This is a genomic window from Leifsonia sp. PARNA 1/14 (genome assembly GCF_055720965.1).
Genome location: NZ_JBVQSP010000002.1, coordinates 78922 through 94011 on the forward strand (window position 1 = coordinate 78922; position 15090 = coordinate 94011).

15 protein-coding genes are annotated in these 15090 nt (G+C 70.0%); 4 read left to right on the forward strand and 11 right to left on the reverse strand.

The features are described from left to right. Together AC0HS0_RS05395 and AC0HS0_RS05400 are read left to right on the forward strand one after the other, a co-directional pair. Positions 1–948: carbohydrate-binding protein (locus AC0HS0_RS05395; protein ID WP_472962265.1), on the forward strand; the 948-nt coding region annotated here is incomplete at its 5' end. A 147-nt stretch (positions 949–1095) separates the two neighbouring features. Further along, positions 1096–1632: a dihydrofolate reductase family protein gene (locus AC0HS0_RS05400; protein WP_472962267.1), complete on the forward strand. Its 537-nt coding sequence runs from the start codon at positions 1096–1098 to the stop codon at positions 1630–1632. 19 nt (positions 1633–1651) lie between these two features. Here the strand turns inward: AC0HS0_RS05400 and AC0HS0_RS05405 are convergent, their stop codons facing one another. From AC0HS0_RS05405 to AC0HS0_RS05415, 3 genes are all read right to left on the reverse strand, one after another. After that, positions 1652–2293, reverse strand: coding sequence for a winged helix-turn-helix transcriptional regulator (locus AC0HS0_RS05405; RefSeq protein WP_472962269.1), 642 nt, complete (start codon positions 2291–2293; stop codon positions 1652–1654). A gap of 5 nt (positions 2294–2298) precedes the next feature. Beyond that, the gene (locus AC0HS0_RS05410) at positions 2299–2736 is read right to left on the reverse strand and encodes a VOC family protein (protein ID WP_472962270.1); all 438 of its coding nucleotides are present in this window, start codon (positions 2734–2736) and stop codon (positions 2299–2301) included. Positions 2737–2826: 90 nt separating this feature from the next. Continuing rightward, entirely contained in the window at positions 2827–3627 is an 801-nt protein-coding gene (locus AC0HS0_RS05415; protein WP_472962271.1) for a thioesterase family protein, read from the reverse strand. A 45-nt stretch (positions 3628–3672) separates the two neighbouring features. Between AC0HS0_RS05415 and AC0HS0_RS05420 the strand changes: the two genes are divergently transcribed. Continuing rightward, positions 3673–3810, forward strand: a complete 138-nt coding sequence (locus tag AC0HS0_RS05420; protein ID WP_472962272.1) for a hypothetical protein — start codon at positions 3673–3675, stop codon at positions 3808–3810. Between the two features lie 28 nt (positions 3811–3838). Here AC0HS0_RS05420 and AC0HS0_RS05425 read toward each other — a convergent pair whose 3' ends face one another. From AC0HS0_RS05425 to AC0HS0_RS05455, 7 genes are read right to left on the reverse strand one after another with little or no spacing between them, the layout of a single operon-like run. Beyond that, positions 3839–6199, reverse strand: coding sequence for a beta-glucosidase (locus AC0HS0_RS05425; protein ID WP_472962275.1), 2361 nt, complete (start codon positions 6197–6199; stop codon positions 3839–3841). A gap of 41 nt (positions 6200–6240) precedes the next feature. Next, on the reverse strand, positions 6241–7260 hold the full coding sequence (locus tag AC0HS0_RS05430) for an N-acetylglucosamine kinase (RefSeq protein ID WP_472962276.1): 1020 nt from the start codon (positions 7258–7260) through the stop codon (positions 6241–6243). Positions 7261–7262: 2 nt separating this feature from the next. Then, positions 7263–8564 carry a family 4 glycosyl hydrolase gene (locus tag AC0HS0_RS05435; protein ID WP_472962278.1) on the reverse strand — a complete coding sequence of 434 codons (1302 nt, stop codon included), beginning with the start codon at positions 8562–8564 and terminating at the stop codon, positions 7263–7265. Between the two features lie 56 nt (positions 8565–8620). Beyond that, on the reverse strand, positions 8621–9427 hold the full coding sequence (locus AC0HS0_RS05440; RefSeq protein ID WP_472962280.1) for a 6-phosphogluconolactonase: 807 nt from the start codon (positions 9425–9427) through the stop codon (positions 8621–8623). Positions 9428–9481: 54 nt separating this feature from the next. Then, positions 9482–10294, reverse strand: a complete 813-nt coding sequence (locus AC0HS0_RS05445) for a carbohydrate ABC transporter permease (protein ID WP_472962282.1) — start codon at positions 10292–10294, stop codon at positions 9482–9484. Beyond that, positions 10291–11271 carry a carbohydrate ABC transporter permease gene (locus tag AC0HS0_RS05450; protein ID WP_472962283.1) on the reverse strand — a complete coding sequence of 327 codons (981 nt, stop codon included), beginning with the start codon at positions 11269–11271 and terminating at the stop codon, positions 10291–10293. The genes AC0HS0_RS05445 and AC0HS0_RS05450 overlap by 4 nt, the downstream gene beginning before the upstream one ends. Positions 11272–11275: 4 nt before the next feature. Then, positions 11276–12625, reverse strand: a complete 1350-nt coding sequence (locus AC0HS0_RS05455; protein ID WP_472962284.1) for an ABC transporter substrate-binding protein — start codon at positions 12623–12625, stop codon at positions 11276–11278. Between the two features lie 134 nt (positions 12626–12759). Here AC0HS0_RS05455 and AC0HS0_RS05460 point away from each other — a divergent pair, with 134 nt between their 5' ends. Further along, a complete protein-coding gene (locus AC0HS0_RS05460) occupies positions 12760–13479 on the forward strand; it encodes a GntR family transcriptional regulator (protein ID WP_472962286.1) in 720 nt (239 codons plus the stop codon). Here the strand turns inward: AC0HS0_RS05460 and AC0HS0_RS05465 are convergent. Further along, the gene (locus AC0HS0_RS05465; protein WP_472962288.1) at positions 13476–14969 is read right to left on the reverse strand and encodes a sialate:H+ symport family MFS transporter; all 1494 of its coding nucleotides are present in this window, start codon (positions 14967–14969) and stop codon (positions 13476–13478) included. The two genes, AC0HS0_RS05460 and AC0HS0_RS05465, sit on opposite strands and share 4 nt — an antisense overlap. Between the last annotated feature and the right edge of the window lie 121 nt (positions 14970–15090).

The window sequence follows — 15090 nt, forward strand, 5'->3', positions numbered from 1 at the left end:
GGGTTCGTCGACCAGTCCACCGGCGCGACGTACAAGCCGGCCGACTACCCGCAGCACGGAACCGGCCTCTACTTCGCGGCGCTCGAGAACGACGGCAAGCTGTATGCCTACGCCCTCGACAGCGACCACTCGTTCCACCGCGTGGCCGTGGTCGACACCGGCATGGGCCACGTCATGGACGTGCAGTTCAACGCCGACACCCAGCGCATCTGGGCGCTGTGCGACAACACCTGCGGCGTCGTCTCGACGGTGCTGAAGGTGAGCACGACCGGCGCGATCATCCCGGACGTCGCCTACGCCAAGCCGGCCGGCCTCCCGGTCGACAACCTGGAGGGCTTCGCCCTCGCGCCGAACTCGACCTGCATCGACGGCACGAAGGAGGCCGTCTGGTCCGACGACGGCGTGTACGGCACCGGAGCGGGTAGCGCGACCGAGGGCCACGCCCTCTACAGCGGGCGGATCTCCTGCGACCTCCAGCTCGGAGGCCAGGGTGTTCCGAAGCCGGACGCGTGGGACAAGAAGAAGGTCTACTTCAACGGCGACAAGGTGAGCTTCAACGGCTCGGTGTTCCAGGCCCTCTGGTACACCTCGGGCGAGACCCCGGGTTCGCAGAAGAACGGCGCCTGGTCGGAGCTCGCGACCACCGCGGACGGGCAGACGCTCTGGACCGTCACCCGCCCGTTCAACACCGGTGACGTCGTCATCTACCAGGGCCGGACCTTCAAGGCCCTCTGGTACACCCGCGGCACCGCCCCCGGCGGCGTCGGCGGCCCGTGGAGCGAGATCGTCGCCCCGACCACGCCGGGCGGCATCCCGGCGTGGAGCAGCGCCACCGTCTACAACGGCGGCGAGAAGGTCACCTACCAGGGCCACACGTACCAGGCCCAGTGGTACTCGGCCGGCACCGCGCCCGGCACGAAGAACAGCGCCTGGAAGCTGCTCTCCTAGCGGAATCCTGCGCGCGACGCGCCCGCGATCTCCTCTGAGGCACCACCTGAGAGGAGATCGGCGGGCGCGTCTCCTCGTCTGTACAGGGAGGCTCCCGCGGAGCGTTCTCCACAGCGGACTAACGTGAGGTCGCAGGAGGTGCCACGCATGCGCAAGATCGTGGTGTACGAGCTGCTCTCGCTCGACGGGGTGGCCGAAGACCCGGACGAGTTCATCGCCGACTGGGACGACGCGATGGACGCCGAGCTCGGCGCCGTGATCGCGTCGCAGGACGCCGTGATCCTCGGGCGGCGCAGCTACGACGAGTGGTCGCGGTTCTGGCCGACGAGCACGATCGAGCCGTTCGCGACGTTCATCAACGGTGTCGAGAAGCACGTGGTGACCTCGTCGCCGCTCGACGCGGAGTGGGCGAACGCCGGAGCGGTCGAGGGCGACCCTGTCGGGTTCGCGCGGCGCCTGAAGGAGGGTGACGGCGGCGACATCGGCGTGCACGCGAGCATCTCGGTCGCGCGGACTCTGCTGGCGGCCGGCGTCGTCGACGAGCTTCGGCTCGTGATCGCGCCGCGGATCGTCGGCGGCGGCCGCCGACTGCTCGACGACCTCCCGCCGATGCGGCTGGAGACGGTCAGGAACGTCACCTCCGCGACCGGCTACCTGCTGGTCGACTTCCGCATCCTCCCCTGAGCTGTCGCCGAGGGGCGCGTCAGGCGGCGAGGTGGAAGGTGCTCGCGAACCGCGACAGGAGGTCGCCGGGGCCGCGGAGCACCTCCACGACGCCCGTCTCGATCGCGTGCGCGGGTGCGAGCTCGCCCGAGATGAGCCGATGGAGGCCGGGGCCGCTCGCGAACGCGAGGTCGACCGGTCCGTCGCCACGGGTGACCGCGAGCGTCGGGCCGTCCACGCGGATGAGGAGGCCGCCCTCCCCGAACCGCGCGCCGTACGCGGTCGACGGCAGGGCGGCCGCGACCTGCGGCTGGAACGCGGTGCGCAGCGAGATCGCCATCGAGTCCGGCGTGACGATCTGCTCGTCACGCGGATCCTCCATCGCCTTGAACCCCCAGGCTCCGAGCGCGAGCACGATCGGCTCGAGCTCGCGGCCGTACGGCGTCAGCTCGTAGAGGATGATGCGGGAGCGCGGCGCCCGGCGGATGATGCCGGCCGCCTGCAGCTCCTTGAGCCGCGCCGCCAGGATGTTGCTCGGGATGCGGGGAAGTCCCGCCGCGAGCTCTCCGTAGCGGCGCGGCCCGACGAGCAGGTCACGGACGATGAGCAGGGCCCAGCGCTCCCCCACCAGCTCCAGGCCGCGCGTGATGCCGTCGTACTGGCCGTAGTCGCGCGCGACCATCGGCCTCAGGCCTGCTGGTTCATGTAGGCCTCGGGGCCCTGCTGCGCGGCGACCGGGTCCATCCAGCCGAACTCGAGGATGTTGCCGTCGGGGTCGGCCAGCTGGCGCTGGTACATGAAGCCGTAGTCGGCGGCGGGGCGCTCCTCGACACCGCCCGCGGCGGTTCCGGCGGCGATCGTCTTGTCGACGATCTCGCGGCTGTCGAGCATGATCGAGGTCGACGCCGACACGGTCTCGGAGGGTTCGCCGACCGGGCGGTCGGAGAACGTCGAGAAGAACTCGCGCGTGACGATCATGAAGTAGTTGTGGTCTTCGTCGACGACGACGCAGGCGGCGTTGTGGTCGGTGAAGAGCGGGTTGATGGTGAAACCGACCGCCGTGTAGAACGCCTTCGCGCGTTCCAGGTCGGTCACCGGCAGGTTGACGAACATAATCGCGGCCATCGTGGGCTCCCTTGTTCTGGTGGGTTGATGAAGCCCATACTTGCAAAAAACAAGTGAGTCGTCAATACCCGATTATCGACCGCGACCGCGCTACTCGGTCAGCCTCCGCACCGTCAGCGCCTGCTCGGCGAAGCCGACGGCGCCGTCGCGGTCGTGGAGGACCGAGTGGGTGACGCCGAGGCCGGTCGCGCCGAACACGACCTCCGTGTCGAGGCCGAGCCAGCCTCCGCTCGGCGCGCGGTGCAGGTGGATGGTCAGATCGACGTTCGGGAACATCCAGCGGGTCGGGTGCTCGCGCACGGCGACGCCGTTGGCGGTGTCGACGAGGGTGATCCAGGCGGCGACGGGGTCGATCTCCTCGCCCTCGACGAGGACGCACTTCGACGACAGCCACGCGATCCCGCGCCCCGCCTGCGGAGGCTGCACCGCTCGCGTGTCGAGGGAGGCCACATAGCCGCCGATCCAGTCGTCGGTCATCGACCACGGCATCGCGTCCTCCGGCGCGGGCAGCGGCTCGGGAGCGCCGCCGGCGACCTCCGCGGTGTCGAAGGCCGAGAGCAGCCAGGCCCGTGCCCGCACCGCCGTGCGCCCGTGGATGACGACAGTCGCCTCCACGAGCTCGATGGTGCGGCCCGGCCGGACTTTCTCGACCGCGACCTCCACCTCGTCGAGCGCGAGGAAGCCCAGGATGTCGAAGCTGATCCGCGCGAGCTGCAGCGCCGGCCCCTCGGGGTTCGCGGCGAAGCGCAGGATCTCGTGCGTGATCAGCCCGCCCAGCGGACTGAAATGCATCTCGTCGTCGGCCCAGGCGCCGCCGGCGTGCCGGGTCGGGGCGTACCTCCCGCCGCCGAGGGGAACGAAGTAGGCATCGGGGGTCGTCTGCGCATCCACGACTCCAACCTAGGCGCAAGCGTGCCGGAGGGTGAGACTGGGGATATGAGCAGAGAGAAGCGACAGCGGGAGGCCGACGCCGAGGCCCGCGCGCAGGCGGCGGAGGCGGTGGAGGCCACCGAGACCGACGACGACTTCGTCGACGCGGACGAGACGCTGGAGTCGGAGGAGGAGCCGGGCTAGAACGAGCCCCGTCGACCCGGCCCTGGCCTCAGCCCGCGTGCCCGTCGACGAACCGCGACGCCGCGGCCTCGCGCAGGTCGGCGTCGCGGACGAGCGGTGGGATCGTGGCGTCGTCCGGCAGGTCGATGGTCGCGCTGAGGCGGAGGTCGCGCGACGACGCGCCGAGCTCGATCGTGAACGCCCCGCCTTCCCGCCGCCAGAGACCCGGACGACCGTCGGCACGCACTGCGGCCGAGTCCCAGTAGGCGAAGTCACGGCTTTCGAGCTCGAAGGCCACCGAAGCCGACGCCCCTGCGGCGAGCGGGATCTTCTCGAAACCGCGCAGCTCGCGGACGGGCCGCCGCACCTCGGCGTCCGGATCGCCGACGTACAGCTGTACGATCTCGGCTCCCGCGACCGCGCCCACGTTCGTGACGATGCAGGAGACGCTCACGCGGGCCGCCGCAGCGTCGACGACGGAGACCTCGAGGTCGCTGTACGCGAACTGCGTGTACGAGAGCCCGTGCCCGAAGGGATAGCGCACCGTGCGTCGGAGCGCGTCATACCAGCGGTAGCCGATGAAGACACCCTCGCCGTAGAGCACGGTGCCGCGTTCGCCCGTCCAGTTCGGGAATCCGGGGGTGTCCTCGAGTGCCCGAGGGAAGGTCTCGGCGAGACGCCCGGACGGGTTGGTGCGCCCGAAGAGTGCGTCCGCGATCGCCGTGCCGACGCCCTGGCCGCCCAGCCATGCTTCGAGGATGCCGTCGACGCGGTCGTGCCACGGGTCCATCGTCACGGGCGACCCGTTCGACAGTACGACGGTGAGGGAGGCTCCGGTCCGTTCCCGGAGGTCGGCGAGAGCTGCGATCAGCGCGACCTGGTCCGCGGGCAGGGCGAGCGTGTCGCGGTCGTTCGCCTCCTGCTCGTGCGAGAGCGGGAGGCCGGCGAAGACGACGATCGTCTCCGCTCCCTCCGCCGACGCCACCGCCGCGTCGATCAGCCGGACCGCCGCATCGGAGAGCGGGCCCTGACGCAGGCGCTGCACCGACTCGGCGAGCCGAAGCTCTTCGTGGAGGTACTCCGAGTGCCGAGACACGGGCGGGCGGTCCGTGTCCGTCGTGATCCCGTGCGCGCTCAGCACGGCGAGGTCGTCGTCCTGGTAGGTGTTCCGCGGGAGGTCGATGTAGCCCGGCGCGTACACGACGCGGTCCCCGGCGATCTCCCGGATGGCGTCGAGCGGCACATCGACCTTTGTCGCGTCGACGCCCGAAGAGCCGCCTCCCTGGATCCTCGCGTGCTCGGCGAACGCGCCGATGACCGCGATCGTGCCTCCGGTCTCCGCCAGCGGAAGGACGCGAGCGCCGTCGGCCGGTGCCAGCTCGTTGCGCAGCAGCGTGAGGCAGGCGGCCGCGGCCTCCCGCGCCAGGGCGTGGTGCTCGTCCGCGCGAAGCAGGCCGAGCTGCTCGGCCGTGAGGCGGTCCCCGGCGGCGTGGCCGAGGCGCATGACCGGCCCGTCCACTGCGTCCGCTCCGGGATAGGCGCGCGCGACGAGCGCCAGGACACGGCGGGCGGCGGCGTCGACGACCGACTCGTCGAGTTCGCCCGAGCGCACGGCCTCCACCACCTCCGCGACAGTCCGACCCGCTGTGCCCGGCATCTCGAGGTCGAGGCCCGCGCGGAGCGCGGCGACGCGGTCGTGCACGGCGTCCCAGTCGGAGACCACCGCACCCTCATAGCCCCAATCGTCGCGGAGCACCTCGGTCAGCAACCAGCGGTTCTGCGACGCGTGCACGCCGAGGAGGCGGTTGTACGAGCACATCACCGTCCACGGAGCCGCCTTCTTCACGACGCGCTCGAAAGCCGGGAGGTAGATCTCGCGCAGGGTGCGCTCGTCCGCGACGACCGAGATCCGGGTGCGCTCGATCTCCTGATTATTGGCCGCGAAGTGTTTGAGCGATGCCCCGACGCCCGTCGATTGCAGGCCATCGACGTAGGCGGCGCCGAGCTCGCCCGCAAGGAGCGGATCCTCGGCGAAGTACTCGAAGTTGCGTCCGCACAGCGGCGAGCGCTTCATGTTCACGCCCGGGCCGAGCACGACCTGCACGCCCTCCGCGCGCGCTTCCTCCCCGATCGCGGCCGCGACGCGCCGCGTCAGGTCGCGATCCCAGGAGGCTCCCATCGCGGACGCGGTCGGGAACCCGGTGGCGGGGACCCAGACCATGTCCACCCCGGTCTCCTTGCGGAGCCCGTGCGGGCCGTCGCCGACCTCGATCGCCGGCACGGGCGCGGGCAGGCCCGGCCTGTCGATCGTCTGCGTGAACCAGTCGTCGACGCCCGAGAGCAGCGATGCCTTCTCGTCCAGGGTCAGAGCGGCGAGGACGTCGTCCACGGCGAACGGCGGGACATGCATGGGGATGGAGCCTTTCAGAAAGGAGTGCAGATCGAAACGGGTCAGGTGGCGAGGAATTCCTCGGGGTGCTCGTGCCGGATGCGCGCCATGAGCGCGGGCGTGACCTCCACACCGCCCTCGGCGAGCGCGTCCAGCACGACGCCGTGCAGCGGGGAGGCGTTCGCCACCGTGACGCGAGTGCCCGGCGCGACCCGGGCAAGCTGCGCGACGATCGCGTCGCGCATCGCCGGGTGCTCGGAGGTGGCGACCGACCCGTTGAGGAGCACCGGCAGCTCCCCCGCGGCGAAGTCCGCGCCGACGCTTCGCGCGCACCACTCGGCGTACCCGACGAACGCGGTCGCCTGTTGGTCGATGATGGCCCGCGCGACCGCGTCGCCCTCGCCGGCGAGCGCGAGGACGAGCCGGGAGGCCTGCCAGAGGTCGATGCCGGGCAGCGCGCCGAAGCGCCGGGTGAACACGTGCCGCAGCTCGCCCGCGTCGGCGACGCCGTAGTGCGCGCACAGCACCTCGGTGAGCCGCGTGGCGGGTCCCATGCCCATCCATTCGCGGCATGCCGCCTTCATCGCGCTGTTGCCGAGGCCCTGCCCGCCGAGGTCGTCGAACACGTACCAGCCCGAGCACTGCTCGCGGCCGTCGGCGGAGCGGGCGGCGACCGCCGGTCCGGTGCCGACCGTGATCGACACCCCTACACCGCTGCCGTCGATCAGGCGCAGCGACGCGAAGCCGTCGTTCTTGACGCTCCACCTGCCGAGCCCCGGCATCCGGTCCGTGATCCGCTCGTCCCAGAAGACGGCGTCCTCCGGATAGTCCACACCGGCCAGGCGGAAGGCCGCCGACCGGACGTCGGCGGCTGTCGCTCCGGCCTCCTCCAGTGCGGAGGCCGTGGCGCCGAACACCGCCTGCTCGGCGACCTCGATGCTGGCCGCTCCGTAGATGTCGCCGCGTCCGCCCCGGCCCCGCCCGAGGACGGTGCCCTCGCCGTCGACGACGAGGGCGACCGTCTTGGAGTTGCCTGCGTCGACGGCGAGGAACAGCGGACCCGACTCCGCACGCTCCGCCATGCTCAGCGCAGCAGCCGCTCGGGCAGGTACGCGCGGTGCGCGTACGCCATCTCGTCGTAGAGCTCCTCCGCGACCCGGAGGGTGGGCACCATCGGGTTGGCGGCGAGCGCCCGTACTCCGTCGGCCCGCGTGCCCTTCCAGGCGGCCTCCGCCGCGAGGTACTGGTATTCGGCGAGCTGCTGCACGAGCCCGCGGACCGCGTGCGGCAGCGGCTTCTGCGGCAGCGGGGTCACACCGCTGCCGTCGACATCGCACCACATCTCCACGACGACATCCTCGTCGAAGCCGGGCAGCACTCCGCCGGTGTTCGGGAGGTTCACGGGAAGCCGGGCAGGAGCGTCGTTGTAGTACGCGCTCATCACGTCGATCGCCAGTTCGAGCTCGTGGATGCCGCCCCGCGAACGGCGCGGGTCCAGCTCGGGGACCGCCGCCTGCGACTGCTCGTCGTAGTGCTCCCAATAACCGGGGAGCGCCGCGAGCAGGTCCTCGGCACGGGTCGTCCGCGCACCCTGCAGCTCCCGCAGGATCTCCTCGCGGAAGTAGTAGTACTGGAAGTAGTCCGCCGGCACCGAGCGCATGGTGACGGCCAGCTGCAGCATGCGCTTCTCGAGGGTGCTGAGCGCCGGGTCGTCCTTGCGGGCCTCCCATGCGGCGTCGAGGAGCGGCATCAGGTCCTGCCCGTCGTAGGTGTGCTCGGTGGACCAGCAGTTGTGGTTGACGCCGGCCATGACCACGTTCGCCCGCTCCGGGTCGAGACGCGCCGCCCGCAGCACGGTCTTCGGGAAGACGATGGGCCCCTCGCACATCGACCAGATCGTGCGGTCGGTGAACCGGGTGACCGCCTGCGAGACGATGTTGACCGGGTTGGTGTAGTTGAAGAGGATCGCGTTCGGCGCTACGGCGTCGAGGTCGCGGATGATGTCCTCGTAGATATGGATGGACCGCAGCGACATGAAGAACCCGCCCGGTCCCTGCGTCTCCTGGCCGATCACGCCGTGCTTCAGCGGGATGCGCTCGTCGAGCGCGCGAGCCGCGAAGTTGCCCGGACGGAAGCTCGAGAGCACGGCGTCGGCGTCCGCCAGCGCCGCACGGCGGTCGGTGGTGGAGGTGATGCGGATGTCCAGCCCCTTCGCCTGCGCGATCTTGGTGCCGATCGTCTCGACGGCCTTCAGACGGGCGGGGTCGACGTCCTGGATCACGATCTCGGAGCCGTCGAACTCCTCACCGTGTTCGAGGATGGACGCTATGGTCCCGGCGCCGCGGGACGATCCTCCGCCGATGTAGACGAGCTTGATGGAAGCCATGGGTGTGGGTGTTGCCTTTCTGGTCGGGGTCCGGCTGGGCTCAGCGAATGGTCTGGTCAGCGGGTGGTCTGGAGGAGCGCCGCGGCGCTGCGGTCGACGAGGAAGCGCGCGTCGGAGCATTCGGAGAGGACGGTCGCGGGCCAGTCGGGCTCGTAGGCATCGGCCGCCGCGAGGCGCTGCACGGTCTCGCGCTTGTGCTCGCCGGTGACGACCATGAGTGCGGAGCGTGAGAGTTCGCGGATCGTCGCGATGCCGACGGTCACGCCGAACCGGGGCGCCTCGTCGAGGCTGCGCAGTGTCGGGAAGGTGCCCAGGTTGTCACGGCGGGTGTCCTCGCCCAGCGGCACGACCCGCGTCACGGTGTCGGCGCCGGCGCCCACTGGGTTCAACGCGACGTGCCCGTCCGACGCGCCGGAGGCGAGCAAAAAGACGTCGATCCCGCCGGCGGCGGCGAGCGCGCGGTCGTACTGGCCGGCCGGAGCGGCGGCATCCGGATACCAGAGGTTCTCCTCCGGGATCCGGTGCTCCGGCGTCGCGGCGGCGTTCAGGAGGCTGAGGATCTCGCGCCTCCCGAAGCCGACGCAGCTGTGCGGGAGGTCTGGGTCGATCGCGCGGAAACCGTCGGCGGCCTCCTCCACGTACTCGTCCATCAGCGCGACGACGACACGGCTGAGGTCGAGGTCGCTCTCGGCGACGAGCGCGGCGAGGTGGGCGTAGGTGGCGATCGGGCTGCGCCCGCTCGGGCAGCCGAGGATGAACGTGCGTCCTTCCGCCGCCGACTCGGTGATCGCGGCAGCGATCTCCGCTGCGGCCTCCCGCCCGACGTCGTCGGCCGTGTCGAGGATTTCGGGCGCGATGCGCATGGGTGACTCCTTACGGTGCTTCTGGTGGTGCGAGAAAGGTCGGCGGGGGCGGTGTCACTCTTTGAGTGCGCCGTTGAGCACGCCCCGGATGAAGTGACGCTGGAAGAACGCGTAGAGGATCAGCACCGGCAGCGCGACGATCAGGGAGCCCGCGGCGAGCAGGTTGACGTCGAGCGTGTGCTGGCCCTGGAAGACGCCGAGGGCGAGGGTCGCGGGCTGGATCGACGGGTCGGCGATGAAGACCAGCGAGAGGAAGAAGTCGTTCCAGGTCCACATGAACGACAGCAGCGCGAGTGTGAGCACCGCCGGGCGGGAGATCGGCAAAAGGATCTGGAAGAGCACGCGCCAGCTGCGCGCGCCGTCCATCTCGGCCGCCTCGATCAGCGACGGAGGCACCGCGCGGAAGGTCGCGCGCATCCAGAACGCGCCGAACGGCACGCCCATGCCGATCTGGATGATGATCAGGCCGAGCCACGAGTTCGTCAGCCCGAGCGACTGGAAGGTGTAGTACAGCGGGATGATGAAGACCTCGGCCGAGATCATCAGCCCGAACAGGATCAGCGGGAAGATGACCTTCTGACCGGCCACCCCGAGCACGCCGAACGCGAACCCGGAGAGGACGGCCAGCACCGTCTGGCCGAGGACCGCCCCGACCGTGATGACCGCCGACGCGAGCATGGCCGTCCCGAAGCCGCCCTCGTTCCACGCGGTGACGAAGTTGTCGAAGTGCGGGTTGAGCAGGTCGAGCTGACCGCTGCGGCTCGGGCTGAGCGCGGTGAACAGGAACCAGACCACCGGGAACAGCACGAGGATCGTGACGAAGGCCAGGATGGTGTGGTTGAGGAGGCGCTCGGTGCGCGAGATCATGCGTCCTTCTCCTCGGAGAGCCGGGTGATGATGAGTGCGACGCCGAGGCAGACGACCGCGAGGATGATGCCGATGGCCGCGGCCATGCCGACGTCCGGGTTGAGGAACGCCTTGCGGTACAGCAGCAGGGCCGGCGTGGTCGTGGAGGTCCCCGGACCGCCTTGGGTGGTGATCCACACCAGGTCGAAGGCCCGGAGCGCCCCCGTCACCGTCAGTGTCAGCGCGACCGCCACCTGGCCCTTGAGGCTCGGGAGGGTGATCGAGAAGAACTCGCGGATCGGACCGGCGCCGTCGATGCGGGCCTGCTCGTAGAGCTCGGTCGGGATGGCCGCGACGCCGGCGACGAACAGCACCATGCAGAGGCCGAGGGCCGTCCAGGTGCCGATCACGCCGAGCGCAGGCAGCGCCCAGGTGAAATCGCCCAGCCAGTTCTTGGCCAGGTCGCCCAGCCCCACTGCGCGCAGTGCGCTGTTGAGCGGGCCGTCCGGTCCGTAGATGCGCTTCCAGATCACGGCGACGACCACGCTGGTCAGCACCTGCGGGAGGAAGAGCAGCCAGCGGTAGACGCCGCCTCCGCGGAGCTTCCCGCGGCCGAGCAGCGCGGCCGAGAGCAGCCCGAGCGCGATCGGCAGGAGGGCGAAGAACACGACCAGCACGAGCACGTGCCAGAGCGACTCCAGCAGCGCCGGGTCGGTGAAGAACGAGACGTAGTTGTTCACGCCCACCCAGCGGGCCGCGCTCACGCCGTCCCAGCTGTAGAAGGAGTAGTTGACGCTCTGCAGGATCGGGACGATCACCACGAAGCCGTAGAACAGGAGGGCAGGGGCGGCGAACGCCAGCCCGAGCCAGCGGCGACGGCGCGCCCGGGGCGACAGCGTGCGCCGCGGGGCGCGCGGCTGCTTGACGCGGCCCCGGCCGGCGGCCTCGGGCGCAGCGGCCGGGGTCGCCGGCCGCTGCACCACCTGGGACGAGGTCATCCCGTCAGCCCTTCCGCTGGGCCTGGAAGGCGTCGTAGTCCTTCTGCCCGGCCGCCGCGAGCTGGTCCGGCGTCACCTGGCCGGCGTAGAGCTGCTGCAGCTGGCCGCCGATGGTGTCGATCATCGTCGGGGTCGACCAGTCGAAGTACGGCACGTAGCCGTTGCCCTTGTCGAGCGTCTGCTGCGCAGCGATCTCGCTCGCCAGCTCCGGGTTGCCTCCTGGCACGGTCACGTCGGAGTGCAGCAGCGGGAGGAAGCCGTGGTCGACCGCCTGCTGTGCAGCCGTCTTGGACGCCATGAAATCGAGGAAGGCCGCAGCGGCATCCGGGTTCTTCGACTTGGCCGAGATGGACAGGTTGGCGGCGGTGGAGCCGGTGCCGACCACCTTGTCGCCCTGCACCTGCGGCAGCTGCACGTAGCCGTACGTCTGCTTCTGCGCGTCGGAGAAGCCCAGCGAGCCGGTGTACTCGAAACGGAACGCCGACTTGCCGCTCATGAACTCGTTCTGCGCGTCGGCGTACTGGATGCCCGCATAGTTCGGGGTGAACCAGCCGGCGTCCGCCCACTTCTTGACGTCTTTCGCGGCGTCGACGATGCCGGTGGAGGTGATCGGGACGTCGCCGCTGGAGTAGACGAAGTCGCCGATGGACTTCGACGACGCGTACAGGTCCTGCGTCGCGAACAGGATGGAGGTCGCCGAGCCCTTGTCCTGCGAGCCGTACGAGATCGGGGTGATTCCGGCGGCCTTGACCGCAGCGGCGTCCTTCTCGAAGTCGGCCAGGGTCTTCGGAACGGAGAGACCGAGCTTGTCGAGGATCGACTTGTTGTAATACAGGCCGATCAGCGACGAGCGCGCGGCGGGGGTCGCGTAGAGCGAGCCGGTGCCCATCTGCTTGCCGTCCGGCGTGAACTCCAGTTGGCGGGCGATGGTGTCCGGGATCTCCTTCTTCCAGCCGTACAGGTCGGAGTACGCGTCCAGGTTCAGGATGCGGCCGCCCTTGGCGAGGGTGCCCATCGACTGCCAGCCGTTGTTGACGAGCGCGATGTCTGGACCGTTGGGGTCGGCCAGCCGCAGGTTGAGGGTGTTCATCACCTGGCCCCAGTCCTGCGTGGTGCGCTTGATGGTGATGTTCGAATGCTGCTTCTCGAAGTCCTTGACGACCGCGTCCATCCACTTGCCCTCTTCGCCCTGCCAGAAGTCGAGGATCTTGAGGGTGACGGCCTTGCCGGACACGTCTTTCGAGACGGCGTGCGAGGTGCCCGCAGCACTGGAGCCTCCGGGGGCGCACGCTGTCAGGCCGAGGGCCAGTCCAGCGGTGAGCGCGAGCGCTCCGGCGAGGTGCCTCTTCTTCATGCGAGTCTCCTTTAACTCGTCCCAGGGGGATGGCGCCGACGACCGGCGCGGAACCCACCGTAACCATAACCAAACCAGATAGTCCATTCGAGAACGAATTAACAGCCAACGGTCGAACTGGTATGGTCACTGCTGTGAAGACTCCGACGATCGCAGAGCGCGTCATCCGCGACCTGAACACGTCCCTCAACCACGGCGTGTACCCGCCCGGCACGCGACTGCCCGGGGAACGGCAGCTGGCCGAGAGCCTCCATGTCAGCCGGAGCACCATCCGCACGGCTCTGGAGGACCTGGAGCGTCAGGGCCGCATCGCCCGCTCCGCCCAGCGCGGCTGGTTCGTGCCGAGCCCCACGGTCGGCGAACCGCCGAGCACCCTCCAGAGCTTCACCGAGATGGCGCGGCTGCGCGGCCACCGGCCGACCGCGCAGGTGCTCGAGAAGAGCGTCCGCTCGGCGACGATCGACGAAGCCGAACGACTCGGCATCGCCCCCGGCGCAGACGTGCTGGTGCTCGTCCGGCTGCGCGGCATGAACTCGACGCCGATCTGCGTCGACACCAACGTCATCCCCGTGTCGGTCGCGCCCGCGCTGGTGGAGGCCGACCTCACCGACGCATCGCTCTACGAATCGCTGCAGACGCTCTGCGCGGTCGACATCTACCGCAGCGCGTACAGCGTGCAGGCCGACGCGGCGACCACGGAGCTGGCCGGCCTCCTGCACATCGCGGCGGGCAGTCCCGTGCTGGTCGGCCGCGAGATCGCGTACGACCGCAGCGGAGGCCCGGTGCTGCTCGGGCTGAACACCTATCGCGGCGACGCCTACCGGTTCGAGGCGGATCTGTACCGCGCGGGCTAGGAGGGCGACGAGCCCGTCACGCGATACGCGTCGCCGACACCGAACATCCCGTCGCGGGAGAAGTCGGTCGGCAGCGACGCGCCCCGGTGCACCCAGCGCTGCACGCGGGCGGGGAGGTTGAAGCCGATGAGCACGATGACCACGAACGTAAGCGAGAACGACAGCAGCGGCAGCGCGAACCCGAGCGAGAACCTGCTGGCGATGGACGCGCCGAGCACGGGGGCGATCGCGCCGCCGAGCGCACCCACGTTGTAGGTGAACCCGAGTGCGGCCGCGCGCTGCTCGGCGGGGAAGTAGCCCCCGATCCATTTCGGCAGCAGCCCCGCGATCCCCTGCCCGAACACCTGCTGCAGAAACAGGAGCAGCCCCAGCACGGCGAGCTGGGTGCCTCCGATCGCGAACACCGGGAAGATCAGGAACTGCGACACGATCAGGCTGCCGACGTAAGCCCGGCGGGTGCCGAGCCAGTCGCCGGTGAACCCGGCCACCCAGCAGCCGACGGCCGCACCGAAGCCGGCGAAGAACACGACACCGGAGATCTGCGCGGGATCGTAATGCAGCTCGGTCGCCGCGTAGGTGGGCAGGAGCGCCTGGATCGGCCACGAGTACAGGAACGCGGCGCACACCGTCACGGTGATCATGACGATGAGGGGCCAGCGGCGACCGCCGAACTGCACGATGTACGACACGAACACCGCCGCGAGAACCACGCCCGCCGACGCGACCCCGACGCCCTGCAGCCGGGCGGTGAAGACGAGGGTCAGGAGCACCATCGCCACGACCGCGGTGAACGCGTTGAGCACACGCAACCGGCCGAGGAACAGCACGCCGAAGACGTTCGGGGCGGCCTGCGGCGTCGGCGCGTCCTCCCTGCACCGCGCCTCCTTCCAGTCCTCGGGCTCCGGGAGGCTGCGGCGCAGCCAGAGCGCGACGACGATCGGCAGGAGCCCGATCGCGAACAGCGCCCTCCAGCCGAACTCGGGCACGACGAAGCGGTAGACCTGGGCGGCGAGCACGGTGCCGATGGAGGCGCCGGAGATGAGGAATCCGCTGGCCTTGTTCTTGAGTCGCTGCGGCCACCCCTCGATGACGTACGTGGAGCTGGCGCCGTACTCGCCTGCCATGCCGAGCCCGATGACCAGCCGCGCCGCGAACAGCACGCCGTAGGAGGGCGCGATCGCGCACCCGAGCGAGCCGAGCGAGAACAGCACGATGCTCGTGATCATCGCCGCCCGCCGTCCGTAACGGTCGCCGAGGCCGCCGATGGCGAGGCCACCGAACCAGCGGCTGACGAACGCGGCGGAGACCAGGCTGGCGGCCTCCACACCGCTGAGGTGGAACTCCGTGCTGATGTCGGTGAGCACGAGCGTGATCAGCACGAAGTCGAAGCCGTCGAGCAGGTAGCCGATCCAGGAGGCGGCGAACATCTTCCACTGGCGGCCGGACACCGTCCGGTACCAGGGGGCTGCCTCCGCGCTGCGTCTGCTCATGATCTCGCAGCCAATTCTGCGCGATTCGCGATCGAGGGGCACGTAAACGCCCCTTCCGGCGGGTTTTAGGGGCGTTTACGTGCCCCTCGCCGGGCGCTCCTCGCGTGGAAGGCACCGGCAG